Below are 26761 nucleotides of genomic sequence, written 5' to 3'. Positions count from 1 at the left end.
GCGACACAGCCCGACCCGCCCGATAATTTAGGAGGGTTTCAACCCTCATTTTGTATATCTTCGCAAAGCGATGCCGCTTTGCGCTGGGTTTCAACCTAGAGGAAGGGGCAGCCCCAAAAATATATAAAGAAACTATTCAATATATGCGATTATTTACCATTTTCACCCTAGCCTATCTTTTGTGCCTGAGCAGTTTGCAGGCCCAAAAACAACGACCGAAATACAACCAAATCAATGCGGATGGCCAAAGAGTTGGCTATTGGATTATTAAGGGGAGAGATGGAAAACCCTTAGCCAAAGGCCGCTATAATGAAAATGGCGAAAAGGAAGGCCGCTGGCGTTTTTACCTCTCTCCTATTGGCCAATACTCCGATGAACCCGATGTGGTAGGCCAATATGAAAATGGAGTAAAAAATGGCCGTTGGGAGCTGACAGACTCTCGCTCTAAAGTTAAAATGAAGGGCAAATTTACCAATGATAGCATGAATGGCGTATGGATTATCTACAACCACCTAGATGATAAACTGGCCGCGGGTAAATACCTCAACGGCATCCGACAAGATGAATGGCTCTTGTTTAAAGATGACCGCCTCATGGCCAAAGGACGCTATGAAAATGGCGAAAAAACAGGTCTTTGGCAATATGACTATTATATTGACAAGGGCAATGTACACATCAAGGGACAATTTGATTTTAGTCTAGAGCGCGCTAGCGGCAAAATGGAGTATTACAAGGTAGATCGCCACCCTCGTTTTGGAACAGAGGAATTGTTGGTGGGGACGGGCTCTTTTCTCAATGGACTTCGAGAGGGCCGCTGGATCGAGTACAAACGGGGCCTCAATGGAGGCGAATTAGTTGCTACCGGCTACTATGATGGCGAAGGCCGAAGAACAGGCCTTTGGAAAACCACTTTGGATGCCGAGCCTTTTCGCCAAGAGACCTTTAATGACGGTAAACGTCAAGGGGTATTTAAAACTTACTACGATGATGGCACGCCTAAATATAGTACGGCCTATGAAGATGGCCTAGAAGTGGGCTTTTTTACCAGCTATTATGAAAGTGGAGAAGTTAGAGCCAAGGGTGCTCATACCATTTTGAAGGACCAAAAAGATATGGATACTCTTTTTTATAAGATTGAGCTTCCTTATGAATACAAATTCAAGTTGGTAGACCAAGATTTTGAGGCCCTGAACTACAATGCCATTAACTGGATTGACAAAGTAGATTATTCGGTTTCGGCCGATAGTTTGGAAGAGCGTTGGGAAGAATATTTGAGCTATGGCTTAGCCAAGAGCTTCCGCGTCCAAAAACTTGTTCCCCGCAAACAATATAGTGTTCGAATTGGAGACTATGTACAATATCACATTAATGGCAAAGAGCATATTAAAGGGGAATACCTGCCCAAACTCATTATTGAGTACAATCCTTTGACAGGCCGCAAAGAACGCAGCTTTGCCAAAACTGGCGAATGGGTAGAAAATGATCCCGTCGGTTATCTGCGCTTCAAATACTTTTTCAAAGATGGGGTCTTGGTTCGCATGGAAAATAATAAGGGCCGAAAAATCAGCCCTTATACTTTTGAAGAGTTAGAAGATTAGAAAAACTCCTCCTCTTCTCCCACTAAACTGGGCGCTACTTCTACATAGAGACCAGAAAGGGGAAAATGTAAATAACAGCTAGCGCTATAGCCCGCTTGGGCCAAGGCATTTTTGGCTGCATACAATTTAGCTGCCGCTTCTCTGATGCGGTGGCTTTTTTGTTTCCAGCCCTCATAAGTGTACAAAACATCGAGCATTAAGATTTGCCGCTCCTCCTCCTCAGAAAAGAAGTAATAATCCACCTGCCCCCTAAAGACCTGCCGATCTTGCTGAAAGCGGAATCTTCTGGCCCGATGTAGCTGCATGGAACCAAAAGCCCTCAGGCTTTGATGAAACTGCTGACTCAAGCGCATCAATTGCAAACTATTGAGCTGATGTTTAAGCTCAAAATCCTCCAATAGTTGTTGGGCCGTTTGCTCTCTCAAGCTCAATGCATAATCCAATTGATCGGCCCGCAAATAGAGCTGTAACAATTGCCCCAAGCGCTCTTCTTCCTCTTCGCTAATATCTTCTATGGGCAAGCCAGGCACATAAGGATATTCGCCCAAAAGCGGCATTTCAATTTCGCCCATGAGTTGCTCCGCCGTTTCGGGCTGAGCCGCCAAATGGTCCTGTTCCCCTTTAAAGGCCTGCAAATAAGGAAAGGCCTCCTCCTCTCGCTCCACTTCCAAGGGATCAATCTCCTTAAAGAGCTCCAATTGCATCCGCTGAACAGGCAAAGCATTGCCCTTCCAATCCCAAATACAAAAATCGCTATCGGGATCAACAGTTTGCATCTCCTCATCACCCAGATGAAAGCTGCGATTGAGCCAATTGAGCCCCCAATTCTTTTGTTGCAAGAAAAGGGGAATCGCCAAATAGTCGCGAGCACGAGTCACACCCACATAAAGCAAACGCGATTCCTCCTGCAATTGCGCTTTTTTCTGCAAGGCCGTCTGTGGCAAAGCCTTGATGTTCTCCACCAAATTGGTTTTCTGGCTCTGCTTGCCGTAGGGATTGGGCCAAAAAGAAATCAAGCGATTGGCCAAGGGATTCTGAAGATCTACCTCTTCCTGAGTCGAAATTAACTGAAAGCCAAAGTAATTTTCTCGAGAAGATTTCTCCAACTCATAACAAATCACAAAAGGCCATTCTAAGCCCTTACTCTTATGATAAGTCAACACATTCACCGCATCTTGGCTTTGGCTAGAAGCCTGAGCATCTAAGCCCTCTCGCTCCAAATGGTCTAACCACAACAGAAAGCCCCCCAGGGTGGCCGCATTATGCAAACGGTTGCAGTTTTCCTCATACTCTAAAGCCTTGCTGCGCAAAGCATCCAAATTGGCAAAACGCTGATTGGCATTGCCCCAACGAGCCACTACATTGCGAAGATTCATCTTTTCGATGACCAGATTGACAATTTCGGTGGCGGACATCTCCGGCAGTTGCTGGGCCAAATGCAACAAGCGCTTAATTTGTCCCGACTCCCCCCAAAGTTTATATTTTTTCTGTTCCTGCTCTCGCTCCAAATACTTTAGGCGGTCCTTGACAATTTCCTCCAAGCTCTGCGCCTCTAACAAAAGTTTGAGCTCAGCTACCGACAAACTATCTTGAGGGTTGAGGATAAACTTCAAGCAGGCATGCAACAAACTAGCTTCTGGCGTTTTGAGCAATCCTTTTCGAGCGATGGAGGCCTTTAGGCCTTCTTCGGCCAGTTGCTCAGCCAAGTCCTGACAAGTTTGATTGGAGCGGCAAAGTACCGCTATATCGCCCGCCTGCAGGGCTCGCATTTGGCCCTTACCTCTTGGACGAATCATTCGCCCCTCTTTCAATAATTGGGCAATGGCATGCGCCAAGGCCCGATGCGGCCAAGGTTTTCCAGGCCGTCTTTTGCCTTCCTTAAAGTCAATAATCCAATGCTCTAAAGCATGGCCCAAGCCCTCTGGCTCCAACTCTTTCTTAAAGGGAGGGGCCACTTCTAAAGCAACCCGCTCCTCCTCCAAATCTGGAAAAGCTTTACAGAAAAGGCCATTGGTAAAATGGACCAAATCCTGCCGAGAGCGCCAAGAATTCCCTAAAACCTCCATTTCTTTGGCCTGTTCGACCACCGCCTGCATGAGCTCTGGAGCCGCCCCCCTAAAGCCATAAATCGACTGCTTGGGGTCTCCCACCCAAATCGAACGCTTGGCCAATCGACTGAGGTCCAAAAAGATTTTGAGCTGAATGGGATTGGTATCCTGAAACTCATCGACTAACAAAAGGTCCAATTCTTCCTCCAGTACTTCCCGCACTAAGGGTTGCTCCAAAAGTTTGAGGATATAGACCTCCATATCCGTATAATCAATTAGGCCCCGACTCGTTTTGTAGGTCTCATACTCATCTATGGCCGCCTGTGCTAAGGCAAAAAGCTGCTCGATATATTGACTGAGGTCCTCCTGAAATTGAGGATGCGACTCATGCCCATCCGTCAACTCTTTGAGTTCTTCTACCGCTTCCTTACATTTTTTTGGGGCCTTTTCACAAGCTTTTCCTAGGGCCACCCATTCTGACCAATAGAGGTAGCCTCTGGCCCGCAATTTATTCTGAAAACTCCGCAGTTTTGAGATTAGGGTTTGTCTAGATTTGGTCCCATCTTCTATCTCTAAAACGGCCGCCAAAGTATTCTCCAAATAGCTCCGCAACTGCGTATTTAAAGCCTCAGCCGTCTTGGCAGTTCGGCTGGGCAAAAGCGCTAAAAGACTACGCACAGAAGCATTTGCACTTTCCTCCAAAGCCCTTGCATCAAGGTTGTTGCTTCGGGCCAAATCCGTAAGTTGAAGGATATCGCTGCGCCAATCTCGGCCCGAAAAACCCTGCTCTTCATAGCCTAAACGCTTGCTCAGCATTTCCATTTGCAGGCTGCGCTCTTCAGTCAAAATTGTCGATAGCGATTGGTTAAAAATCTGCGATTGCTCCCCTTCCGCAATGATATCCATTTCGGGAGAAAGCCCCGCCTCAAAGGCAAAGCGCTTGAGCAGCTGTACCCCCACCGCATGCACGGTCCCTATCATCGCCTGCCCCAATTCATCGGCTTCTTGGCTCATGCCCTCCTCCAATAATTTGACCCGCACCCGCTCTTTCAACTCCGCCGCAGCCTTATTGGTAAAAGTAGTGGCCAAAATCCCCGAAGCCCGCACCTCGGCAGGCTGTCCGTCTTTGGGAATCAGCAGTTCGGCCATTTGTTGAGTCAAGGTATAGGTTTTTCCACTACCCGCCCCAGCCGATATAATTTTCAGTTGCATTTCTTCTTGCATAGCTCATCTGTCTTCTTTAGCACTTATAGCCCCTAGGGAGCAGATCCTTCTGTTTCTTTTTTGCGAAAACTTAGGTTTTTTATACGCAATAAAGTTATCCCTTATTTTGGGGTTTTGCAACTGTTGTTTCTTTTATTTTTGTTTTGGGGCCTCCGCTGCGGCTACGCCTTGCGGCGCTACGTTCCGCAGCTCGCTATTCGCTCGGCCCTGCGCCGCTTGCAGCGCCTTGGTCTGGCCTGACGGCCACTGCTGCACATCGCTAGGCCGCTCATCCCCCTTTTTCAAGCCTAAGAATCTGCTCCGGCCCCTAAAAAATAAATTCCCGCTATTATTTGGATTTCTCCATATCTCTTTGGCGATTTCCCCCAGCTAATCTGCAGATTACAATTGACGCGGGGATTTTCCCCCAGCTAATCTGCAAATTACAATTGACGCGGGGATTTTCCCCCAGCTAATCTGCAAATTACAATTGGCCTTGGGAATTTCCCAGAGCTAATCTGCAAATTACAATTGACCTTGGGAATTTCCCAGAGCTAATCTGCAGATTACAATTGACCTTGGGAATTTCCCAGAGCTAATCTGCAAATTACAATTGACCTTGGGAATTTCCCAGAGCTAATCTGCAAATTACAATTGACCTTGGGAATTTCCCAGAGCTAATCTGCAAATTACAATTGACCTTGGGAATTTCCCAGAGCTAATCTGCAAATTACAATTAGCTTGGGGAGGGGGTATAAGGCTCTATCTTTTTTTTCTGGACGTACCCTACTACAAATTCGCTTGGCTCGCTTAAAAGCGAAATATTGGATAGGGTTGTATTTTTTAGTTTTTATTCTTAGCCCTAGGGGCAAAATTTCTATCCTATAGACCTGTGGGTTGAAACCCACAGCAAGAAGGGAGGCCATACTAGACCCAATAAAATGGGCTGAAGGTTAAAACCTTCAGCCCATAGCTAAAAGAGGATCGATTGACTAAGTGAGAAAGATAAAAGGCCAAAAGATTTCAATCCATGCGGGTTTCAACCCGCATTCCATAAAAAATATTGCGAAGCAATACCTTGCTTGCTGTAGGTTTTAACCTACAGCCCCATGTAGCAGGCCCGAAGGGCCGCAGGCCTAGCGATGTGCAGCAGTGGCCCGCAGGGCCAGACCAAGCCGCCCTAGGCGGCGAAGGGCCGAGCGAACAGCGAGCTGCGGAACGTAGCGCCGCAAGGCGAAGCCGCAGCGGAGGCCCCAAGACAGCAGCGAGCTGCGACAACCAGGACTTTAGTCTGCAGTTCGACGACCGAAGAGAGTAAAGGTAGCGCCCGCCGAAGGTGGGAGGCCCCAAAACCACATTAAAAATCTACACGAAAGCGCAGATTTACTCGGCGAGAAGAGAGATAATTGGGGATGGCATAGCTGGTATTTGTAAAATCCTTGACCCAGGTATTGGAGGCCACATTGCCCACCGCCATCAGGTTGAAGACCTCTAGGCTGAGCCAGGCCGAGCGCAGGTAGCGGAAGGGATTTTTGCTATCTTTTTTGAGGGCTTGTTCGGCCATGGCCAGAGATAAATTCTTGTCTTTATAGGCTTCTTGGGCCTTTTTGGCGCGATCCCAAAGCGAGAGGCTAAAGCCAATATCGATGCGATGATAGGGCGAGTAGCGATAGAGATTTCGGGCCACAATATTGTCTTTGGGCACGCCATAGTGCATGCCACTGCCCAAGGTAAAAGCCAAATTGACCTTGAACCACTCGGCCCCGGGCAGCTCATCTTGAAAATACATAGAGAAAATGAAGAGTTGATCGGTGGGTTTAGAAACATACTCAACCGTGCTGGTATCGACGGTTTGGCCCTCTAGGGTATAAACCTTATGTTCTACGTCATCAAAGCTTTCGCGGGCACGCAACAAAGAGAAATTGACCCATGATTCTAGGCCTTTGACCAGCTCGCCATTGAGGCGGAAGTCCCAGCCCGTAACATAGCCCTTGGCCAAATTATCGCCATAATAGCGAATCCGCACATTGTCCACATCATAGGGAATCAGGTCCCATTGATGCTTATAGTAGAGCTCTGAAATCAACTTAAATTTGCGCTTATACCAACTAAAATCCCAGACGATACCTCCCAAAATGTGCACAGATTTTTGTGCGCGGACCGAAGTATTGATTTCCCCCTCCAAATTCCTCAACTCTCGATAAAAAGGCGGTTGATGATAGGCGCCTACGGCCAACTTAAAGGTCAAATCCTTACTCCAATGGCTGCTATCACTCATGGCGTGATGCTGTGAAAGTGGGCTATAATAAAGTTGGAAGCGGGGGGCCAGCAAAAACTCTTTGTTCAGGCTCCAATAGCTAGCCCGCAAGCCGAGAGTAGTCCGCAAAAAGTGGTTTTCATTCTTATACTCCCAAGTATTTTGCAGAAAGCCCGAAAAGCGATGCGAAAGCAGCTGTGTATCGGTCCGAATGTATTCAAAAACAGGGATAGTCGTCGTATCAAAAGGGAGCGTATAGCCCAAAGAATCGAAGCTCGTCCATTCCTTCAGATCATCACGGATAAATTCATTTTTGTAGGTCAAGCCCCATTTCAGGAGCTGTTTGCTTTCGGTAAAAGTCGAGTCATTATAGCGCTCGTGGCTATAAGCCCCCACATACTTAGCCTGAATCACATTAGCGGTCAGGTAATTTCGGGCATATTGATGAGTTTCGCCATAGGCCAAGGTACCCACTACATCGCCAAAATTATCAGAACCTAAGCCCGTTTCCACTTCCTCCAAGCGATAATTATTGATCACATCAATGCGTTCATCTTCTTGCGATTGGTAGTTAGAAAATAAGATGCGGTGGCGGCTATTTTCTTGAATGGTGAGTTTTTTTTCAGGAATCGTTTTCACCTTCAGCTCTCCGCTATAAGCTAGGGCCGTCCCCATCATATAGGTATTAAAGCTTGAAATTTCTTGGCCCTCAAAGAGCGAGCTGAGGCGCAGCGCATAATTATATAAGCCGCTCGTGCTGGCCGATTCTTCTGGAATCAGTTGAAATTGGGCCGTATTATAATTTCCGATAGCTTCTATTTGCCAGTTTTTGCCCAAATCATAGATTAAGTCGGCCTGCAAATCTAAAAAGCGGGGCACATACTCCCCCTTAATATCTAGGCTCGACAATAAATATTGGGTTGTTTTATAGCGGGCCCCCAGGGTATAGGTTAGGGCCTTACTGCCCTCTGTTCGGCCGCCTAAATAGAGCGATCCGCCCAATAAACTCCCGCTAGCTCGGGCCTCAAAGCGGCTAGGGCGGCGATAACGCACATCCAAAACCGAAGACATTTTCTCGCCATACTCGGCCTTAAAGCCTCCCGAAGAAAAGGCCAGTTCATCAAGCATATCGGGATTGGGAAAGCTCAGGCCTTCTTGTTGGCCAGAGCGAATGAGCAGTGGGCGATAAATCTCAAAGCCATTGACATAGACCAAATTTTCATCATAATTCCCCCCTCGCACAGAATATTGAGAAGAAAATTCGTTGCGGTTGGCCACCCCTACTGCGGTATACAAAAGCACCGATTCTAGGCTCATAGTCGTCGTTGGAATATTCTGAATATCCTCTCTGGACACCCGCAAAGCATCGGCTTCCTTATCGGAAAAAGATTCTACCACGACTTCAGGAACAGCGTCTTCCAAATGTTTTAAGGAAATATCTAAACGTAAAACATCCTCCTCTTGCAGGCGCAGGCCTCGCTTTTCATAACGTTGATAGCCCAAGTAGCTCGCCATCAAGCTCAATCTTGGGCCAGCTGGCAAACTAAGGTCATATCGGCCATCTGAATCTGTAGCCACCCCAATCAATAGCTCATCATTCAAATAAACACTAATTGAAGCATAAGGCATAGGTTTTCCTGTTTGCGCATCGGTCAATTGGCCAATCAGCCGACCTTTTTGGGCCAATAAAGGAAGTGAAGCCAGGAAAAAAAGAAAGAATATTAAGCGAGACATAATTTATTTTTGTGCAAAAAGAAAGAGCGCATAACACACACATACTTTGTATGAACGAGTGTTAGGCCTAGTTCGCAAGATACAGAACTGTTTTTCTTTGTCCCTTTTTCTATTTTGATTTTTTGGGGCCTGCCGCCTTCGGCGGCCGGGCCCTTGCAGGGCTCGCAGGCTTGCTCGGCCCGTCCTTTTTCGCTTTGCTCAAAAGTCGGTCTGGCCCTATGGGCCACCCTTACAGGCCCCTAGGCCGGCTGCGCCCTTTGGGCGCGGCAAGGCCTCGCTTCGCTCGGCCCAGCAAAAAAAAGCCGCCAAGGAATTTTTCCTTGGCGGCGCTGCCAAAATCTAAGGCGGTATTATTTTGCTTCAAAAATGCCCATGCCTAAGGCTTCAAAAGGAACGTTTTCATAAATTGTATCTTGATGTCCTAAACAAAGTAACCCTCCTTTTTTCAAGCCCTTATGGCAATGATCTAAGATTTTCAGTCGGCTACTTTCATTATAGCGTTTAATTACTTCAGAGCAAATAATCAAATCATAGCGATTTCGATCGGGGGCCATTTTAACAAAGTTTCGGCTACTATAGCTTAGGTTCTTTTGCCAGCGTGAGCTAATTCGGTTACGGCTAGAGCTACTCAAATACTTATTATAATCTCCTTTAGGAAAAAGCAAGCGAAATTTAATTGGCAATTGCTTTTGCAAATCGGGATACTCTGCTCTTTTGGCCACTTTCAAGAGGCTTGGATCTACATCTGTAGCCTCAATCTTTGCAGATATGCCCATTTCTTCTAGGAATAGAACCAGACTATGCAGGCCTTCACCCTGCCCTATTTGCATATAGAGAATACGAGCTTGGCCAATATTCCTTTGTTCTAATAATTTTTTAAAATGCTTCCATTGTGTGAGTGGATGAAAAAAGCTATTCTCCCGCGCTTGCAAAAAGCGAATTGTTTTTTGGCCCAAATCTGCATTGCGCAAAATTTGGCTCCAAAGCGAGAAAATAGAGCTAATCCGCTCTTCTTCCATTAGTAGTTCAACTCTTTCATTCAAAAAGCTTGGGGAATAGCCTTTAAAGTCTGCACCAAATTTATTGGCCAAACCAGAAAGCAGAGAGTCAATTTCTTCGGTTCTTACCATCATAATTCTTTCTTTTTATAAATTCGACGGCTCAAGCAATAGGGTTCAAAATAATCTTGCCCAGCTTTGGGGAGTACATCATAGTAGCCAATAATGAGGTAACCTCCTGGCTTAAGGCTCTGATGAAAACGCTTGAGGCTATTCATTTTGAGCTGCTCGTCAAAGTAAATCATGACATTGCGGCACAAAATCAAGTCGAAATCTGGGGGATAATCGTCTTGGACAAGATTGTGTTGGAAAAAGTTAATCTTCTTCTTCAAGTTAGGGTGCATACAGAAGTCCTTTTGGTCCTCTGTTAAAGTAACGTAAGTTTTAGCTCGATTGCGGGAGCTAAACTCCTCGTAATTCTTAAAGTATCGGCCTTGGCCATTGCTGTAATAACAACCTTTTTTTGCCCGATCCAACATCTTTTGACTAAGATCAGAGGCCCAAATTTCGGCCTGCTGCAAAAAATAGCTCTCTTTGAGCAAAATGGCCATGCTATAAGCTTCTTCACCAGAAGAACAGCCTGCATGCCAAACCTTCATGGACATTCTAGATTTAAACTCTGGTAAGAGTTCATCTCTTAGTCCTCGCCAAAGCTCTGGATTTCTGAAGAAGGCCGTTAAATTCACCATCAATTCATCTACATAATGTTGAATCATCTGGCGGTCCTTCAAAATATGTCCCCAAAGCTGAGTGAGCACAACATAGTCATAACGCAGCATCAAGCGAGAAAGTCCCCGCTTTAAGGATTTTGCCTCATATCCGCTAAAATCCATACCAAAACGCTGCTTTACAGCAGAAATAAAGGCAGCGAGTTCTTCATCGCTAGGTGCTGCAGGTGTCGAAAATTTCATGGCCTATCTCCTTCTTGTTTTTGGCAGCCGTTCGCCGGCTACAGTCCAATAAATACAGAGTGGGCTGGGGATAGCCTTCGCTTTAAAAGACAGTCTAAAAGACCAACTTTCAGCGCTTATCTCTTTCCAGTCTTTAAATGCTGGAGGTAAACCATAAATTAAGCCTTCGTAATGGTCAGCAAAGCTGGCCAAAAAATTACCTGATAATATATTATCTAGCTCTAAAAAAAAGGCTTCTTCCATTTCGGGGGGAACAACTCCGCCTTGTTGGGCCAATATAACTTGTTTCCAAGCTTTAGGAATCAGCAAAAAAGAAGCCCCTACAATTGGCCCTTTCAACAATGTTTGCCAGCAACTTCCCTGCTGAGGCAATTGCTTCAAACACTCGATCCCCAAATACTTTACCTCTTGTCCGCTATAAGTAGTCAAAAGTTGAAGCATTTTGGGAACTGCGGCCAGCAGTAATTGACTAAATTCTTCTTGCTTACTCATCCCGTTCTCGCTTAAAATCCTCAAATAGTGTATCTACGGTCAATAGCAAACAGACTTCGCCATTGCCCAAAATTGCTGCTCGTCTAAACAAAGGATGCTGATGCAAAGGGGGCTCTAGTTTTCGCTCAAAAATTTCTTTTTGCTGCTGTAAACGATCAACCCAAAGTGCCATTTTTTGCCCCGCATAATGCAAAAGCAAAAGTTGTAGCTCTTGCTCCTCCTCTAAATCTTCTAGCTTTTGGCTTTCTTGGCCAAAAACATCACCCAAAGAGCGTATAGGATAAAACTCTGCATCATAATTACACATCCAACTCTTTCCAACGAGTTCTAAACTCTTTTTCTTTAAGCGCAATACTAAATCAGCCATATCGATGGGCAAGGCAAAGGTTTGCCCTCCTTGCTCAAAGAGCAATACCGTTCGCATTGCCATGGAATAAGGCATTTGTAAACAAAACAAACTGCCCTTCCCTAAAGTTGTCGATAACGTCAATTTCCCCCCTAAACGCTGTACAGAATTCCGAACAGCATCTAAACCAACTCCTCTTCCCGCCAAATCCGTCAATTGATCAGCAGAAGAAAAACCCGATTTAAAGAGGTATTCAAAGCATTCTTCATCGCTCAATTCAGCTAGTTGAGCTGCTGTCAACCAACCCAATTCTAGCAATTTGCGCTCAATTTTTTTGCGATCTACACCAGCCCCATCATCCTGCAGTTCTATCAAGACCTGGTCCTTATTGGTTCCTGCTCGCAACTGTAGCGTTCCCACCTCATCTTTGCCCAACAAACGCCTTTGCTCAGGCGTTTCTATGCCGTGGCTCATGGCATTGCGCAACAAATGCTGCAAAGCATCGGCAATAATGGGCAAGAGATTTCGGTCAATCTCCGTTTGTCCTCCCTTAATCTCCAAGCGGGCTTTTTTGCCCGTTTGTCGACATAAATCACTCAGGATTCTAGGGTATTTAGCAAACAAAACTTGCAGCTCAGCCATCCGCAATTGCATAATCTGATACTGTAGTTCTGTACTCAAGCGGTGCAAGGTCAAAAAGCGATAATCATTGCCTTTTTTCTGCTGCTCTTCCAACATCAAACGATCCTTTTCGATGCTCAACTCCCCCACCAAATTTAGTAGTTGAGTCAAACGCTCTACAGGTACCTTTAAATGATCGGAAAACCGAATTTCTCTAGGCGCTGCTAAAGGTTCTACGGGTTCAACAACTTCTTTTTCTTCTCTTTCAACCTTGGGTACTTCTTTATTTTCGGCAGTAGCCTCCCGCTTTTTGGCCTTTCGCAAAGCTACTTTGAGCTTAGTAGTAAAGCCTTTATAAGCAATTTCCTCATCTGCCCGAACAGCCCGAATTAAATTGGCTAGTACATCACTTCCACGCAAAAAAAGCACAATATCCTCTGGCCAAAGCGGAAACTCTCCCGCCTGTAAGGCCTTAAAATAATCCTCCAAAAGATGACTCAAACTAGCAATTCCCTCATAACCTAGGCCCATAGCATTCCCCTTTAGGGTGTGCGTCAACCTAAAAATCGGCGCCCAAAGGTCTTTGCGTTCGGGCTGCGCTTCTAGCTGCAAAAACAAGGCTTCCAGTTCAGCATGCTGCTGTTCTGCTTCTGCTAAAAATATCGCCTTGTACTCATCTCCTGTTTCCAAGTTTTTGGCTTTTTATGAATTCAACTGATTTTTTGGGGCCTCCTGCCTACCGTAGGCAGTTACTCCCTTGGGTCGTCGAACTGCGGCCTAAAGGCCTTGTTGTCGTTGCGCAGCTCGCTGCTGTTTTGGGGCCTCCCGCCTGAGGCGGGCGCTACGTTGCGCAGCTCGCTCTTCGCTCGGCCCTCGCCAGCAAGCTGGCTCGGTCTGGCCCTGCGGGCCACTGCTCCACATCGCTAGGCCAGTTGGCCTTCGGCCAAGGCGGCTGCGCCGCCTATTCCTTATCTAGTAATTGGACCAAAAAAGGCGGTATGGCCGAGAGTGGCAATTCTCTTCGGCTAGCCCCTATGCGTTGAGCCGCTCTTGGCATTCCATAAATACTAGAGCTAACTTCATCTTGGTTGATCGTAAAACCTCCAGCCTCCTTGATAGCCAATAACCCCTTGGCTCCATCTGCCCCCATACCTGTAAGCAAAACGCCCAAAAGTTGTTTGCCCATAACCTCTGCTGCAGATTCAAAAAGCGCATCTACAGAAGGATAATTATAAGAAGGATGCGTTCTTTGGCTCCAGGCAAAAAGGTAATCACCTGGAATTCCCCTTAAGAGCAAATGATGATCTCCTGGGGCCAAATACACATGATGTGGTTTGGGCCGTTCTCCATTCTGAGCTATGCTTACCTTCAGCTTAGTCAGTTTTTGCAGACGACGAGCAAAAGCCTCCAAAAAATTATGTGGCATATGCTGCACAATTACTATAGGCAAAGGCCAGTTTTCTGGCAATTGGCCCAAAATAAACTCCAAGGTTGCTGGTCCACCCGTAGAGGCACCTAGCAAGAGCATTTCATAGGGCAAAGCCTCTGAAAACGAATGCTTAGCTTGGCTAGCAAAAGCCTTGGGGGGCTTATTGACTACGGCAGAAAGCGCTGTTTGTATCTTTTTATCTAGCTCTAAACCGAAACTTTGCAAGTCTCCATTTCGCAAAGAAGGTTTAGGGACTACCTCCATAGCTCCAGCAGCCAAAGCTTTGAGTAAAAGCTCTTCACTTTGACTAGCTGCAGAAAGCAAAAGGATAGGGCATGGACAGTTTGATTTCATAATTTGTTCTACGCCATACAAACCATCATAATCGCCCATAAAAAGATCCATCAGGACCAAATCGGGATGAAGTTCGGCCGCCATTTCTGCGGCTTCTTTTCCATCACTAGCTTGGCCCACGATATCATACCCCTGAGCAGTTCCCAACCAAGAACGAATCAGCTGACGCATAACGGCCGAATCTTCGGCCAAAAGGATGCGTTTAGGCTTATTCTGTGGGTTGATCATTCAGGCATTTGTTTGCGGTCTCGAGTAATTCTTCGGGGGTAAAAGGTTTCACTAAATAGGCGGCAGCACCTAGTTTTAGACAATCTTGGATGACTGATTCTTGGCCTACTGCGCTAATCATAATCACTTTTGCGGGTAGTTCTTCGGCTTGAAAAACTTCTAGAATATCGCTACCAATCATATCGGGGAGAATATTATCTAGCGTGATTAGGTCAGGCTCTAGAACCATGGCCAAATCGATGGCTTGTTCGCCATTAGCGGCTTGGCCCACAACTTCATATTCTTCTTCGGCAGCCTGAAAAGACTTGAGAATAAGGCTACGCATATAAAGCGAGTCGTCTACAATTAGGACTTTCTTTTTCATAATGGATTTTTGAGGCGGGTAAATAATTAAAAGTTAGGCAATGGGGAGCGTTTATTTTTGGTCCACCTAGGCAAGTCTCGATTAGGAGATGAGCCCTGGCGAGTTTTGTGGCCGCAGGCCTTTTCATTGGCCTAGCGATGGGGAACAGTGGCCCGCAGGGCCAGACCGAGGCGCTGAAAGCGCTGAAGGGCCGAGCGAATAGCGAGCTGCGGACCGTAGCGCCCGCCGAAGGCGGAGGCCCCAAAACATAAAATAAACGATCAGAAAGTAATCTTAGATTTTATCTATATCTAAGAGGACGGCAATTCCTTTTTCGGTTTGGAAAAGCGCTTTGATATAAGGATTATTTTGAAAGACCCCCTCTGCAGCTTGTAGCGCTTGCTCATTTACCTTCAGCGTTTCTGGCAGTTTTGGGATCAGTAGGCCTTGTTTTTTGTCCTTTTGTTGGAGGACCAGGAAAAAGTCAGCCTTATTATCAGTAGGTTCCTCTTGTTGCAGCAAATAAAAGGGGTTGATGGCGGCTAAAATCTCGCCACGAACATTTACCACCCCTTGAATATGAGCTTGGGCCTTGGGAATTTTAGCCATTGGGGGGCAGGGCAAAACCTCTTTTGCGGCTGAGATGGGCAAGGCGTAAGTGCTTTCTCCAAGCTCAAAGCTCACAAGTTGAATTTGGGGACCATGTTGTATATCCTCGGCTTTTTTTCGTTCTTTTTGAGCGGCCAGCTGTAATTCTTCGAGAGAGACATAGGCCTGTTGTTTTTCTTCTTTAGGCATATCATCTCAATTTAAATTTAAGAATATTTTCTTGGAGTTGCGTAGCGACTTCGGCTAGATCTTTACTAGTGGCAGAGACCTCATTCATTCCTTGGCTGAGGACTCGGGTAGAGTTGGCTACTTGTTCGGTACCGTAGGCTGTTTCTTCGGCGACAACTACAATTTTCTCGATATTTCGGACCGTAGCGTCAATAGCTTCTTTTTGTTGGTTGCTTGAGTAGACGATACTTTCAGACAGGCTAAACGTCTGATTATTGGAGGCTTGGATATCCTTAAATACCTCTTCGGCTTCCTTAGATGCTTCGCCACCGCTTTTCACATTTTCCTCCATCAGTTCTATAGCTCGGCTGGCAGCATAGATATCTTTTTGGACCTCTCGGATGATGCGTTCGATATTGACAGCAGATCGGCGAGAGCCTTCGGCCAGTTTGCGAATTTCTTCGGCCACCACCGCAAAACCTCGACCGGCTTCTCCAGCTCTAGCGGCTTCGATTGCGGCGTTTAGGGCTAAAAGATTGGTTTGTGAGGCAATGTCGGTAATAATGCTGAGTGTACTTGCAATTTCCTCGGAGCGATTAGAGAGGACCGAGATCGATTGGGCTGTACTTTGGGCCGATTGGCGGATTGACTCCATATTGTCGACCATCAATTTGAGGGTAGCCAAACCTTCTGAGGAAGAGCTTTGGCCTTTATGAGCGGCTTGGTTAATCAGTTCTGCTTTTTGCTTCATAAGATTCGCGGCTTTAAGCAGCTCATCCATTTGCTTACTTGCTTCATCTGTTTGTTGGGCCTGTTGTTGGGCACCTTGGGCCATTTGTTGAGTTGCCGAAGCGGCTTCTTTAGTGGTGCTTTGCATCTCTTCGCCCTTAGTCAGCATTTCTTCGGAAGCTGTAGCGAGTAAATCTGCGATTTGGGCGGTATTAGTCAATAAGCCATTGAGGTTAAGAATAGCCTGGTTAATTCCTTGGCTAAGGTTGCGGATATCTCCTTGAACCTCCACTTCAAATTGGCCGGTGAGGTCGCCTTCAGATAATTGGTTAATGATTTTCCCTAATTGTCCAATAGGTGTAGAGACAGATTCTAGCAGCATATTGACAGAGTCGACCAGCATTAGCCAGTCGCCACTAGCGTTTTCGAGTTTGAGGCGGGCGCCTAGGTTACCTTCTTTGCCCGCGGCGGCTACCACTCGGTTGACTTCGAGAACCACTTCTTTTTGGCGGCTAATATCATTAGCTATTTTGACTACTTTTGTTACTCGGCCCGACTCATTTTCTACGGGGGTATAAGCGGCGAGGATAAAGATATCTTTGCCTGTTTTTGAGATGCGGCGAAATTCGCCTTCTTGTTTTTGGCCCATAGAAAGATCGGCCCAAAATTGCGTATACTTATCGCTATTTCGGTATTCTGGGTCCACAAACATAGAATGGTGATGCCCGAGTAATTCGCGTTTACTATGGTAGCCCATCAATTTGACAAAGTTGTCATTGACGTCTAGAACTGTTCCGTCGGGGTCAAATTCGATGCGGCCAAAAGAGCTATCAATAGTTTCTCTTAGTGCTTCAGCATTTAGCGAGATGGCCTTTTGTTTGGTAATATCTAGAGCAATTTTAACAATTTTACTGACTTTGCCCTCTTGGTTTTTGACGGGGGTATAAGCAGCTTGAATCCAGACATCTTCGCCATGGATATTTTGGCGTTTAAACTCCCCTTGTTGGGTTTGGCCCATGGCTAAAGATTGCCAAAACTGTTGATATTCGATAGAGTTTTTGTAGGCTGGACTTATAAAAACAGAGTGGTGTTTACCAATAACTTCTGTGGCAAAGTTAAAGCCCATCAGTTGAGCAAAATTATCGTTGAGAGAAAGAATATTACCTAGAGGGTCAAACTCAATTCTGCCAAAGGATTTATCAATAGTTGTTTGTAGCGCCTGGGCTCCTGCTTGGAGCTGCGCCTGCTCACTTTGATCTTCTAGGTATAGAAGATAATTTTTTTGATTTTCTGTAGTTGTTATTTCTTGAATACTTACTCGCAGATGTGAGACCCCCTCAAACAAACCATACAGCTCGTATAATTTAGCTTGAGTTTGGCCTTTGCGATAAGCTTGAAGCGCTTGTGGGACAAAAGGCAGGCAAATGCTACTATACTCACCAACTAGCTCGCTAGCGGCTTGTCCTAAAAGCTGAGTTGCGGCTTGATTCACTACCGCAATTCGAAGGTCTTCATATAGAACAATAGTGGGTATAGGCAAGTGCTCATAAATTTGTTGATAGTTCATGCTAATGGTTTCAGTGATAGGTGAGGTGGTGGGGAAATGTCTTCTACTTGCTAAAAACTCATTTAAAATCGAACTTCTAAGGGGATAAATTTGCATTCAAACACAAAAGAAGGTTGTTTTTATATGAGTTCTTAAATAGAATAGCTAGTCTACAAACTGGAGCAATTCGATTAGAAGATAAGTCGTTCAAGCTAAAAAGGTAGACAAGCCGTTAAAGCACTATTACTCAACAAAGAATTGATGAGTTAACAACTAAAAGGAGAATAGGGTCAAATAAATAGTACTTTCTGTTTCTTCAATAAGATGACCAGCAATGACTTCATACAAAAAGAGAGGGCAAACAGCAAAGGCCTCGCAAAGCGAGGCCTTAAATATGTTAATATCTACTGCGTGCTTATCCAATAATAAGCAAAAGGAGCTAGAATAGCAAAGAATTCAGACTAATTCTTTCCGACTTTTATATAACCTTCATCACCTGGATTAAGGCGAAGGAAAGAGAGGCCTGGGCCTTCTGTAGCCTTTAATTTTTGTTTGTTTTTATCATAGAAAGTGAACCACATAGTATAGCCTTTATCCGTTGTTTCATACATCAAATCTACATAGCGAGCTGCAGTGGTAGATGTGAGCATTTCACAAGTTACTTCATCTGGCATCAGGGTTTTAAAGGTTCCTTTTTTGTGTTCTTGGTGGATAATAGTTAAATCGCAGGCGGGGTTCTTAATAAGGTCCTTACGAATATCAATTTTGGGAAATTTGCTTTTCTTCCAAGCATTGACATATTTTTCGGGTTCTTTCAGGTAGTAGACCTCTTGACGGAAGCTATCGCGATCAATTTGAACGTACTGTTCGATGCGTTGATCGAGTGGGCTTTCTTTCATGTCTGGAGAAAATAGTTCTAGGTATACCCAAAACTCTCCAGGGCGGTCGTATTGAAAAATAGGAACAACGACAAACTCTTGAGGAGGTTCGGCGCTATTATCTTCTAAAAGTTGTTGACGGTTACTAAAGTGGCCAGCCAACTGTAATTTTAAGCGATCAAACTTGTTAAATATTTTGGAAATTTCCTCTGGGGTTTTGCTTGACTTTTCGTAGAGCGAGTTTCCAGCTTTTTTACCGCCAGTACATGCGGTCAAGATAAAAGCTAAAAGTAAGATCGCCCATAACTGTTTTTTCTGCATAAGATTGATGATCAATTATTGGGTCTATTTAGATGAAGAAGTTCCTTCTTCTGATGATTCTTTTGCTACTGGAACAAGTGCCGTGTTTTTAAGTTCATCGGCTAAATTTTTGCCCAAATAGTTATCGATGATGTGGTGCATCCAATAAAGTAAAGGGGTCAAGAGAATGGCCACCGTAAATTTATATATATAGTTAACCGTTCCCACTGCAATAATTCGGTCGAAGGTCCAATCTGCTCCTAAACCAAATGCAATATAAAGAACGACAAAGCTATCAATAAGTTGAGAAACAAGTGTAGAGCCCGTTGCTCTCATCCAGATTCTACTCTCTCCCGTTGCTCTTTTAATACGTTGAAAAACAAGAACATCTACAACTTGACCAACGAGAAAGGCGGCTAGAGAACCGATAATAATCCAAAGTCCTTGTCCAAAAATAGCTTGAAAAGCTAGCTGCATATCTTCTGGGCCACCTGTTGTGGCTCGACTTGCTGGCCACCAACTTGCAGGTACCAATGCAATGCTCAAAAAGACCATTAAAAAGGCATAAAGAATTAAGACTACGGCTCCCTGTGAGAGAAAACGAACCCCTTTGGCGCCGAAATACTCATTGATGACATCCGTCATAATGAAAACAACGGGCCAAAGTAGTACTCCTGCCGTAAGATCTAAATTGAGTTCATAGCCTAAAATAGGTAATTGAAGTGGGGCAAAGCCTCCACTAGCTTCTAGTGAAAAGATTTTCACGCCAATAAATTCTGCAATAATAGCATTGGCAATAAAGAAGCCTCCTAGGACCAAAAATAAACGGTTGGCCTTATACTGAATAATATGATTCATGTTCCTAAGATTTTAATTGTGCTTGGGTTTGTTTGCGCCAGCTCAACATGAGCTTTTTAGAAAGTTCTTCCGCAAAATTGTGCATTTCTCGCATTTCTTGTAAAGAAGCAAAGCGCAACTGGTGCATTATGAAAATCATGGTTCCGTTCGATTCAATGTAGTGCGTGGGTTGCCCCTCTAAAAAGTCGAGCAAATCTGCATCAAAAAATTCACGCATATCTTTTTCGCTAGGGCCACGCAAGAGGTAGCGATGCGAAAATTTTGGATGAGAGTCAAAGTTGACATCCTTATAGACCGACAACTGCGCCCCTATTTTTGTGGGTCCTTTTTCTGCCTCCAAAACAAAAAGCGGAGCATTAAAGGGAAGGTGTAAAAGGATGATACTACTATGATATGCTTGCGCATTAAACAATGCTCCCTGAGCAAAAGTCAGATCACAACTTTCCCATTCAAAGAAAAGCTGATAATTTCCCTTAGCCATATTGAGCTTGTACTCAATAGGGCGAGTTTGGAAAAAACTAAACTGCTTAAGCATATTTACCTCCCAACTCAATTCGGGCCAAAACTGACCACTTTTAGCTTCTGCTAATTCACCCAAAGCCTGCTGCCGTTTTGTCAACTGAGGCTTTTTGTTTTCGGGCAATACATGCATAGCATTAGGGTGACGCGAAGAAGTTTCATGCGCATCTAAACCAATAATATCAAAGTTGAGATTGGGCAAGTCATAACGTTCTACCTCTTCATTAAGATACTCCAATACAGCAGAGTCAACCAAACGTGTATTAGATAGATCCAAAATCAATAGGTCCTTTTTATTGGCCGAACGCAGCGTATTTTTAAGCTGTAAAATATTGATAAAGTTGATGACGCCCTTAATAGCCACATAAATTTGTCCATTGGCCCGTTCTTCTACCTGAATATCTGGGCGAACTAAATAGCGCCAAAACTGCTTAAACTCTAAATTAGATTGGCTATACTGCAAGAAAATCGTCACGGCAAAACCAAAGGCAATTCCCCAGAGTAAGCCATTAAAAAGAATCATGAGCAGGGTAGAAATCAAAACCACAAACTGCTCTAATCCGAGGCGAAAAGTATCCTTAAATATTTTTGGAGAGGCCAGCTTATAGGCCGTAAAAATAAGCAGTGTAGCCAATGCAGCCAAAGGCACTCCTTTCGCAAATACAGGCAAAAAGAGCACAAAGAAAAGCAACATCAAAGCCTGAAATAAATTGGCCCATTTTGTTTTTGCCCCATAATACATAGGCACAGCTGTAATCACAGGCAAGCCTCCTATACAAGCTGAGAAAATACTACTCAATCCACAGGCAAAAAGATCCTTATTGAGATTGGTTTGTCGACCCATAGGATCAATTTTATCCATGGCCTTAGCCGAGATTACCGTTTCAATAGAGACAATTAGCGTAATAGTCACCACAATTTGCCAAAAGTAAAAGTGATCCCATTTAGCAAAATCGGGATACACTACATTTTCCCAAACATTTTCAGGCAAATTAACCAGTAAATCAGGTCCCAATGCGAAACTCTGGCCCATGGCCTCTACCGTATGTGGCTCGTCTAAATTGAGCACATAAGCCATAATCATACTAAAGCCAATCACCCACATAGGGCCGGGGATTAGCTGTATCCAACGGTTTTTAGTATGTGCTTGCAAAACCAAAAGCGCTACCGAGCCCAAAGTAATTAGCCCGACAATAGGGTTTTGGCGCAAAAAGAGCTCTGGAATCTCTTCCAAGCTCTCCATAGGCGTTAGGGCCCAGCTCTCAGCGCCCAAGGCCACTGGCATCTGCTTACCTAAAATGATCAGCCCAATGGCTCCTAAAACGCCATAAATAACGGATCGAGAAAATATATCTCCATAACGGCCCAAACGAAGAAGGCCGAAGAGCATTAAAAACCCTCCAGCTACTACCGTGGCCGCTAAAAAATATCGAAATCCTGCCAAGGCATCGCCATCACCCAAGAGCTCTATACAGCTCAGCGTAACTACAATCAAACTAGCTGCGGGACCATTCATGGTCAATTGACTACTCCTAAATATCGTCGCAATCAATCCCCCCATAATGGCCGAAAATAAGCCGGCCATGGGCGGAACTCCCGAAGCTAGAGCAATACCCAGACAGAGCGGAATGGTTACCATAGCCATACTGAATGCAGCCACCCCATCCTCTTGCCAGGAGGGTTGCGCTTGCAGCCAGTTGCTACGCCACTCTTGCCTAAATTTTTGTCCTATCATATCTGCTTTCCATAGTACGAATAATGGGGTCTTTGCATCTGTTTGTGCGTTGCAGACTGCTTATTCTTCTTTTTCTAGGGTTATTATTTGGGGCTGCCCCTCCCTGCGGTCGGGTCGGGCTGTGTCGTGGCTCGCTATTCGCTCGGCCCTGCAGTTTTTTTCGCTGCGCTTCAAAAAACTTAGGTCTGCGGCTGCGCCGCACCACTATCCATCCCTCAGCCAAAATAGCCTAATCTTATCGGCCAAAAGCTAATTGATTTCCAGCTATTTACTATGATCTTTTTGAGTTTTCCGCAATGACCATTTTAGGGGAGGTTAGTCATTTTTGTGGGGATTATGGTCCTTCGACGACCGAAGGGAGGAGCCGAGTGCAGGGCGCTCCAGCGCCCGCAGGCCTAGCTGCCTGTAAGGGTGGCCGAAGGCCAGACCAAGGCGCTTTGCGCCGAAGGGCCGAGCAGAACTGCGAGCCCTGCAAGGGAGCGCCGCAGCAAAGCTGCGGAGGCCCCAAAAACTATTCAAAAATATTGTACTTAATCATAAGTACGACATTCTGATCAATTTTGCGTTTATAAGAGTGCTCGTCCATAAGTTTTCGGACCAAGTGGATACCCAATCCTCCAATTTCGCGCTCTTCAATTGACTTGCTCAAGTCGGGCGGCGTTTTTTGGAAAGGATTAAAGGGGAGACCACGATCGGAAATTTCGAGTAATAGTTTACCGGCTTGCAACTCTATTTTGATGTCGATGAGTTGAAGGCGATCTTCATCCTCAAAGCCATACTTAATAATATTAGATAACAGCTCATCGAGTACAATGTTTACCTTGAGCATGACTGGCATAGGAATGCGATGCTCATGGGCAAACTCTTCAAAGATAATCATAGCTCGTTGAACCTCAGAGATTTCGTTTTTGATACAAAACTCCTTATCGTAGGTGGCTACGGCTTGGCCCTTACCTAAGAAGCTGAGGGCAATAGCGGTAATGTCATCAAATTGTTCGCGTTCGCCTTTAAAGATTTGGGTAGCTTGAACAATTCGCTCTACGGTAGGTTGTGCCTGTTCGTCGGGATATTGTTGGAGGAGCTGTTGTAAGCGATCGTCTGAAAAGAGTTCATTGGCTTCATTATGGGCCTCTGTAATTCCGTCAGTATAGGCAAAAACCAGATCATCAGTTTTGAGTTCTATAGTTGACTCTCGATAAACGAGACCTTCCATAGCGGCCAAAACGGGACCATGCAATTTGCTAAGGCGTTCAAGTTCGCCATTGGCTCGGCGGATATAGGTAGGGTTATGTCCAGCATTCGAGTAAGTAAACTGCCCTGTTTGCACATCTAGAATCCCCATAAAGAGCGTTACGAACATAGACTTAGGGTTATCCTTAGCCATTTCGGTATTCACATAAGTGAGAATACTTGCAGTAGATTGTTCTGTACTTGCTCTTGATTTGAGAAGGGTTTTACAAACCGCCATCATTAGGGCGGCGGGTACTCCTTTTCCTGAAACGTCTCCGACAACGATAGCGAGGTGGCGATCATCGAGGAAGTAGAAATCGTAGAAATCGCCTCCTACTTCTCGGGCGGGGATAAGTTGGGCAAAAACCTCAATTTCGTCTTTATTGGGAAAAGCAGGAAAGCTAAGTGGCAGCATACTGAGTTGGATATCTCGGGCTACATTAAGCTCGTTTTCCATTCGTGCTTTGGCCAAAGTGGCCTTACGGAGGTTTTCAGAAGACTCTAAAAGCTCTTGGGCCAATTCCTCTTTAGTTTTCAGGTCGAGGATATTAGAAGCTGCGCGAAACTTATCTTCAAAGTCTTCTCTGAGGCGAAAATGTTTGACAAGTAAGAGTTCGCTGCTATTATTCGTGGGTTGAATTTCATCGAAAAAGGCTGCGAGAAGGCGTTCTTCCTTAGCAGACCTTTGCACCTGAACGCTAAGAGTAATTTTTTCTCCATCACCTTTTAGTTGGACCTCTACTTCTTGAGGGTAGGGTAATTTTCTGAGGTAGGAAGAAATAGAATTACTCAGTGTAGTTACCGTAATTGCATCTACAGTCAGCAACTCAGCCACGCTAAAGATCTTGTGTCTAAAGTGGTAGATATCTTCTATGGCTTGTATTCGAATATGGCTAGTGTGCAAGAACATAAGCAGGTTATTTCAGGAGGTTAAGGTAGACTATAGAAAGGTCGTCATAGCTACGTCCATAGTTTTCGATAATATCTGATAAGAGTTCGGGCGTTCCTCTTAGGGGCCAACTCTTACGGTAGAGGGGACGGCCTTTAATGCCGTCGGAGTACATCATCAGGGCATAGCCAGGTAGCATTTGATGATGTGAAACTTGGAATTGTCGGGCTCTTTGGCCCAAAACGCCATCTTTAGACACCAACAATTGTTCTTGTTGGTGTTCGAGGATTCGGACCACGACATTTCCGAGGCCGATATACTCTAGGCGACCATCTTCATAGAGGCGGCAGACTGCTAGGGCTGCACCTCGGCTGGCTTCAAAGTGGCGGTGTGCCTTTTGGAGCAATTCATCTAGCGGAAGATAGTGATATTTTTTTAGATAGTCTTTAAGCTTATCGGACATTTCTGCAGCTTTTGGTCCATGTCCGAGACTATCAATGAGGGCCAAGAAAATGCTATTTTCTTCTCTTTGGACCAGCACGGCATCTCCACAGCACTGTTCTCCTTGGCAATTTCGCCAGGAGTAGTGTAGTTGAAAATACTCATCATTATATCTTCTGACCCAACTCATTATTTATAAATTACGATACTAACTTCTGTTCCTTTTCCGAATTCGCTTTTGATGTTAAATTCGTCCATCATTCGGCGCACGCCAGGTAGGCCAAGGCCCAAGGTTCCAGAGGTACTAAAACTATCTTGTAATGCTGCATCAATATCTTCAATGCCGGGGCCTTGATCTATAGCGACCACTCTCACCCCTAAGCGGGGGTAAGTTAGCTTTTCTATATTAAAATAGCCTTCCTTGGCATACTTTAAAATATTATAGCCTAGTTCAGACACAGAAGTACTCAGCTTTGCTACTGCAATAGTAGGAAAGCCAAGATCCTTGAGCAGATTGCTTGTTTTGTGGATCGTGAGATGCAGGTCCATCTCCGAACGTATATGCTGCCTAAAAACGAGTTGCATTATAACTTAGATAAATATTCTAGGGCCAATTTAAGATCTGCTTCAACAGCTAGAGCGTCAAAAGAAATATCTAGACCAACGATTGTAGCGGTTAGACCAGGAGATAGGCCACAAAGTACTGGAATTAGTCCTACAATTTTGAGGGTCCGCATCAGTTGCAACAAGCTTTCTAATTCTTCTGCATCAATCAGTTCTAAGCCTGATAAATCAAAAGCTACTCCCTTGTAGTTTTGCCCTTGAATTTGATTAAAGAGGCGCTCTTTCAATGCGTTTAGGGCCGGAGCCGTCAGCTCGTACTGAATAGGGACAATAAGTTTGTCCTCTGAGCGCTGTACTGGTATTCTATGGAGTTGTTCCATCTATTTTTTAGTTTGTCGAAGTTCTAAGCCAGTCAGTTTATAGGCCTCATTTAATGCAGCCCGCATAGTTCCTTCCGTGATGATTTCATCTATTTGCACCCCTAATTCCACAATAGTTTGGGCTACAGCAGGAGAGATTCCAGAGATAATGCAATCACAGCCCATCAAGCGAGACGCTTTAGTCATTTTGATTAAGTGATTAGCTACTGCTGTATCGACTACAGCGATGCCACTAATATCCAAAATAAAGACTTGGGCTCCTGTTTCTCCAATGCGTCCCAACATATTTCCCATTAGCTCTTGTGCTCGTTTAGAATCAATAATTCCAACCAAAGGCAAAAGCAGAATATGCTCTGCAATTTGAGCAACAGGAGTTGACATTTCACGCAAAGCCTCATTTTGTTCCTCTAAGCGCTCTTTCATTATTCTATTGTAGGTATCTACTACAATATAAACATCTAGTGATACTCGACGATGAAAGGCGGACAGTAATGCGGCTGTATCCAAACCGAGTTTAACCAATTCTTCTTCAAAAGCTTTATTCAGCATCATCACTGCATCATAGTACATATCTAGGGGGAGGCCGATGCGGGCATGCACCTGTCCAATCCGTTCTCTTTTATTGAGGTAGGCATCGTCTAGGTCATCTTCCCAGAAGGCTCGCCAATGTTCTATTTGTAGTTCTTTGACTTTCTGTATATAATCTTCTGAATGGAAATAGTCGCCAAAATGCGTGAATTGTTGCATATCAATATATAATTGATTGATTATACATGGCAATTCTTTGACTATAGTAGGAGCGGCTGTTTGTAATAAGCTGAGTTGCTCCTCTTGTATGAAAAATCGATTTTTAAAATTGGTGGAGGATAGTGACATTTCTTTAGGATTTGTTAGCGGGGCTCATGGAGAAAGAGTGAAAGACTCTTACTTGTTCTCCTTTAAGCAAAGGCTGCCAGCGCCGCATCTAGGTCGGGCTGTACATCCATAATACTGCTGAAGCCTGACATGTCGAGAATTTCGGTAACGACTTCATTAGCATTACAAATTTTGAGTGCACCGCCTAGTGCCAGCATTTTCTTGGCTGTAGCCAAGAATACGCGTAGACCTGCGCTACTCACAAATTTGGTTTGATCCAAATTGAAAATCACTTTGCTATGTGCATTGATATGCTTGTTGATTTCGGCTTCTGCGAAGCTAGCCGTTCCTGTATCTAGGCTGCCCTCGAAACTAAGGACCAAAATATCGTTTTTAGTGGTAACGTGAACTTGCATAATTTCTATTATCTATTGATCT

General features: G+C 44.8%; 20 protein-coding genes. 1 reads left to right on the top strand and 19 read right to left on the bottom strand.

Annotated features, from left to right (window positions below; all coding sequences use genetic code 11):
* Nucleotides 1–143: 143 nt before the first annotated feature.
* The gene (locus tag PPO43_RS12385) at nucleotides 144–1598 is read left to right on the top strand and encodes a toxin-antitoxin system YwqK family antitoxin (protein WP_272618244.1); all 1455 of its coding nucleotides are present in this window, start codon (nucleotides 144–146) and stop codon (nucleotides 1596–1598) included.
* Here PPO43_RS12385 and PPO43_RS12380 read toward each other — a convergent pair.
* From PPO43_RS12380 to PPO43_RS12290, 19 genes are all read right to left on the bottom strand, one after another.
* The gene (locus PPO43_RS12380) at nucleotides 1595–4870 is read right to left on the bottom strand and encodes a UvrD-helicase domain-containing protein (RefSeq protein ID WP_272618242.1); all 3276 of its coding nucleotides are present in this window, start codon (nucleotides 4868–4870) and stop codon (nucleotides 1595–1597) included. The genes PPO43_RS12385 and PPO43_RS12380 overlap by 4 nt on opposite strands.
* A gap of 1336 nt (nucleotides 4871–6206) precedes the next feature.
* Nucleotides 6207–8840, bottom strand: a complete 2634-nt coding sequence (locus PPO43_RS12375) for a TonB-dependent receptor (protein ID WP_272618240.1) — start codon at nucleotides 8838–8840, stop codon at nucleotides 6207–6209.
* A 350-nt stretch (nucleotides 8841–9190) separates the two neighbouring features.
* Nucleotides 9191–9973, bottom strand: coding sequence for a CheR family methyltransferase (locus PPO43_RS12370; protein WP_272618238.1), 783 nt, complete (start codon nucleotides 9971–9973; stop codon nucleotides 9191–9193).
* A complete protein-coding gene (locus tag PPO43_RS12365) occupies nucleotides 9970–10809 on the bottom strand; it encodes a CheR family methyltransferase (RefSeq protein ID WP_272618236.1) in 840 nt (279 codons plus the stop codon). Before PPO43_RS12365 ends, PPO43_RS12370 begins: the two co-directional genes overlap by 4 nt.
* Before the next feature lie 3 nt (nucleotides 10810–10812).
* On the bottom strand, nucleotides 10813–11301 hold the full coding sequence (locus PPO43_RS12360; RefSeq protein ID WP_272618234.1) for a hypothetical protein: 489 nt from the start codon (nucleotides 11299–11301) through the stop codon (nucleotides 10813–10815).
* The gene (locus PPO43_RS12355; RefSeq protein ID WP_272618232.1) at nucleotides 11294–12958 is read right to left on the bottom strand and encodes a chemotaxis protein CheA; all 1665 of its coding nucleotides are present in this window, start codon (nucleotides 12956–12958) and stop codon (nucleotides 11294–11296) included. The genes PPO43_RS12360 and PPO43_RS12355 overlap by 8 nt, the downstream gene beginning before the upstream one ends.
* Before the next feature lie 271 nt (nucleotides 12959–13229).
* Entirely contained in the window at nucleotides 13230–14279 is a 1050-nt protein-coding gene (gene cheB / locus PPO43_RS12350) for a chemotaxis-specific protein-glutamate methyltransferase CheB (RefSeq protein WP_272618230.1), read from the bottom strand.
* Complete coding sequence (locus tag PPO43_RS12345) at nucleotides 14260–14643, bottom strand: response regulator (RefSeq protein WP_272618228.1); 384 nt, start codon at nucleotides 14641–14643, stop codon at nucleotides 14260–14262. The genes cheB and PPO43_RS12345 overlap by 20 nt, the downstream gene beginning before the upstream one ends.
* 273 nt (nucleotides 14644–14916) lie before the next feature.
* Entirely contained in the window at nucleotides 14917–15420 is a 504-nt protein-coding gene (locus PPO43_RS12340) for a chemotaxis protein CheW (RefSeq protein ID WP_272618226.1), read from the bottom strand.
* 1 nt (nucleotide 15421) lies between these two features.
* Nucleotides 15422–17695, bottom strand: a complete 2274-nt coding sequence (locus PPO43_RS12335; protein WP_272618224.1) for a methyl-accepting chemotaxis protein — start codon at nucleotides 17693–17695, stop codon at nucleotides 15422–15424.
* Between the two features lie 440 nt (nucleotides 17696–18135).
* Complete coding sequence (locus PPO43_RS12330; protein ID WP_272618222.1) at nucleotides 18136–18888, bottom strand: chromophore lyase CpcT/CpeT; 753 nt, start codon at nucleotides 18886–18888, stop codon at nucleotides 18136–18138.
* A gap of 9 nt (nucleotides 18889–18897) precedes the next feature.
* Nucleotides 18898–19710, bottom strand: coding sequence for a queuosine precursor transporter (locus tag PPO43_RS12325; RefSeq protein ID WP_272618220.1), 813 nt, complete (start codon nucleotides 19708–19710; stop codon nucleotides 18898–18900).
* 4 nt (nucleotides 19711–19714) lie between these two features.
* A complete protein-coding gene (locus tag PPO43_RS12320; RefSeq protein WP_272618218.1) occupies nucleotides 19715–21964 on the bottom strand; it encodes a SulP family inorganic anion transporter in 2250 nt (749 codons plus the stop codon).
* A 511-nt stretch (nucleotides 21965–22475) separates the two neighbouring features.
* Nucleotides 22476–24104: an ATP-binding SpoIIE family protein phosphatase gene (locus PPO43_RS12315; protein WP_272618216.1), complete on the bottom strand. Its 1629-nt coding sequence runs from the start codon at nucleotides 24102–24104 to the stop codon at nucleotides 22476–22478.
* 7 nt (nucleotides 24105–24111) lie between these two features.
* Complete coding sequence (locus tag PPO43_RS12310) at nucleotides 24112–24714, bottom strand: SpoIIE family protein phosphatase (protein WP_272618214.1); 603 nt, start codon at nucleotides 24712–24714, stop codon at nucleotides 24112–24114.
* Nucleotides 24714–25073 (bottom strand): anti-sigma regulatory factor, encoded by a 360-nt coding sequence (locus PPO43_RS12305; RefSeq protein ID WP_272618213.1) that lies wholly within the window; start codon nucleotides 25071–25073, stop codon nucleotides 24714–24716. Before PPO43_RS12305 ends, PPO43_RS12310 begins: the two co-directional genes overlap by 1 nt.
* Before the next feature lie 35 nt (nucleotides 25074–25108).
* The gene (locus PPO43_RS12300; RefSeq protein WP_272618211.1) at nucleotides 25109–25468 is read right to left on the bottom strand and encodes an STAS domain-containing protein; all 360 of its coding nucleotides are present in this window, start codon (nucleotides 25466–25468) and stop codon (nucleotides 25109–25111) included.
* The gene (locus tag PPO43_RS12295; protein WP_272618209.1) at nucleotides 25469–26344 is read right to left on the bottom strand and encodes a protoglobin domain-containing protein; all 876 of its coding nucleotides are present in this window, start codon (nucleotides 26342–26344) and stop codon (nucleotides 25469–25471) included.
* A 62-nt stretch (nucleotides 26345–26406) separates the two neighbouring features.
* The gene (locus tag PPO43_RS12290; protein WP_272618207.1) at nucleotides 26407–26739 is read right to left on the bottom strand and encodes an STAS domain-containing protein; all 333 of its coding nucleotides are present in this window, start codon (nucleotides 26737–26739) and stop codon (nucleotides 26407–26409) included.
* Nucleotides 26740–26761 lie beyond the last annotated feature (22 nt).

This window comes from Saprospira sp. CCB-QB6, assembly GCF_028464065.1.
Classification (GTDB): Bacteria; Bacteroidota; Bacteroidia; order Chitinophagales; family Saprospiraceae; genus Saprospira.
Note: the sequence above shows the minus strand (reverse complement) of the source record. Positions and strands in the feature narration are given on the sequence as shown.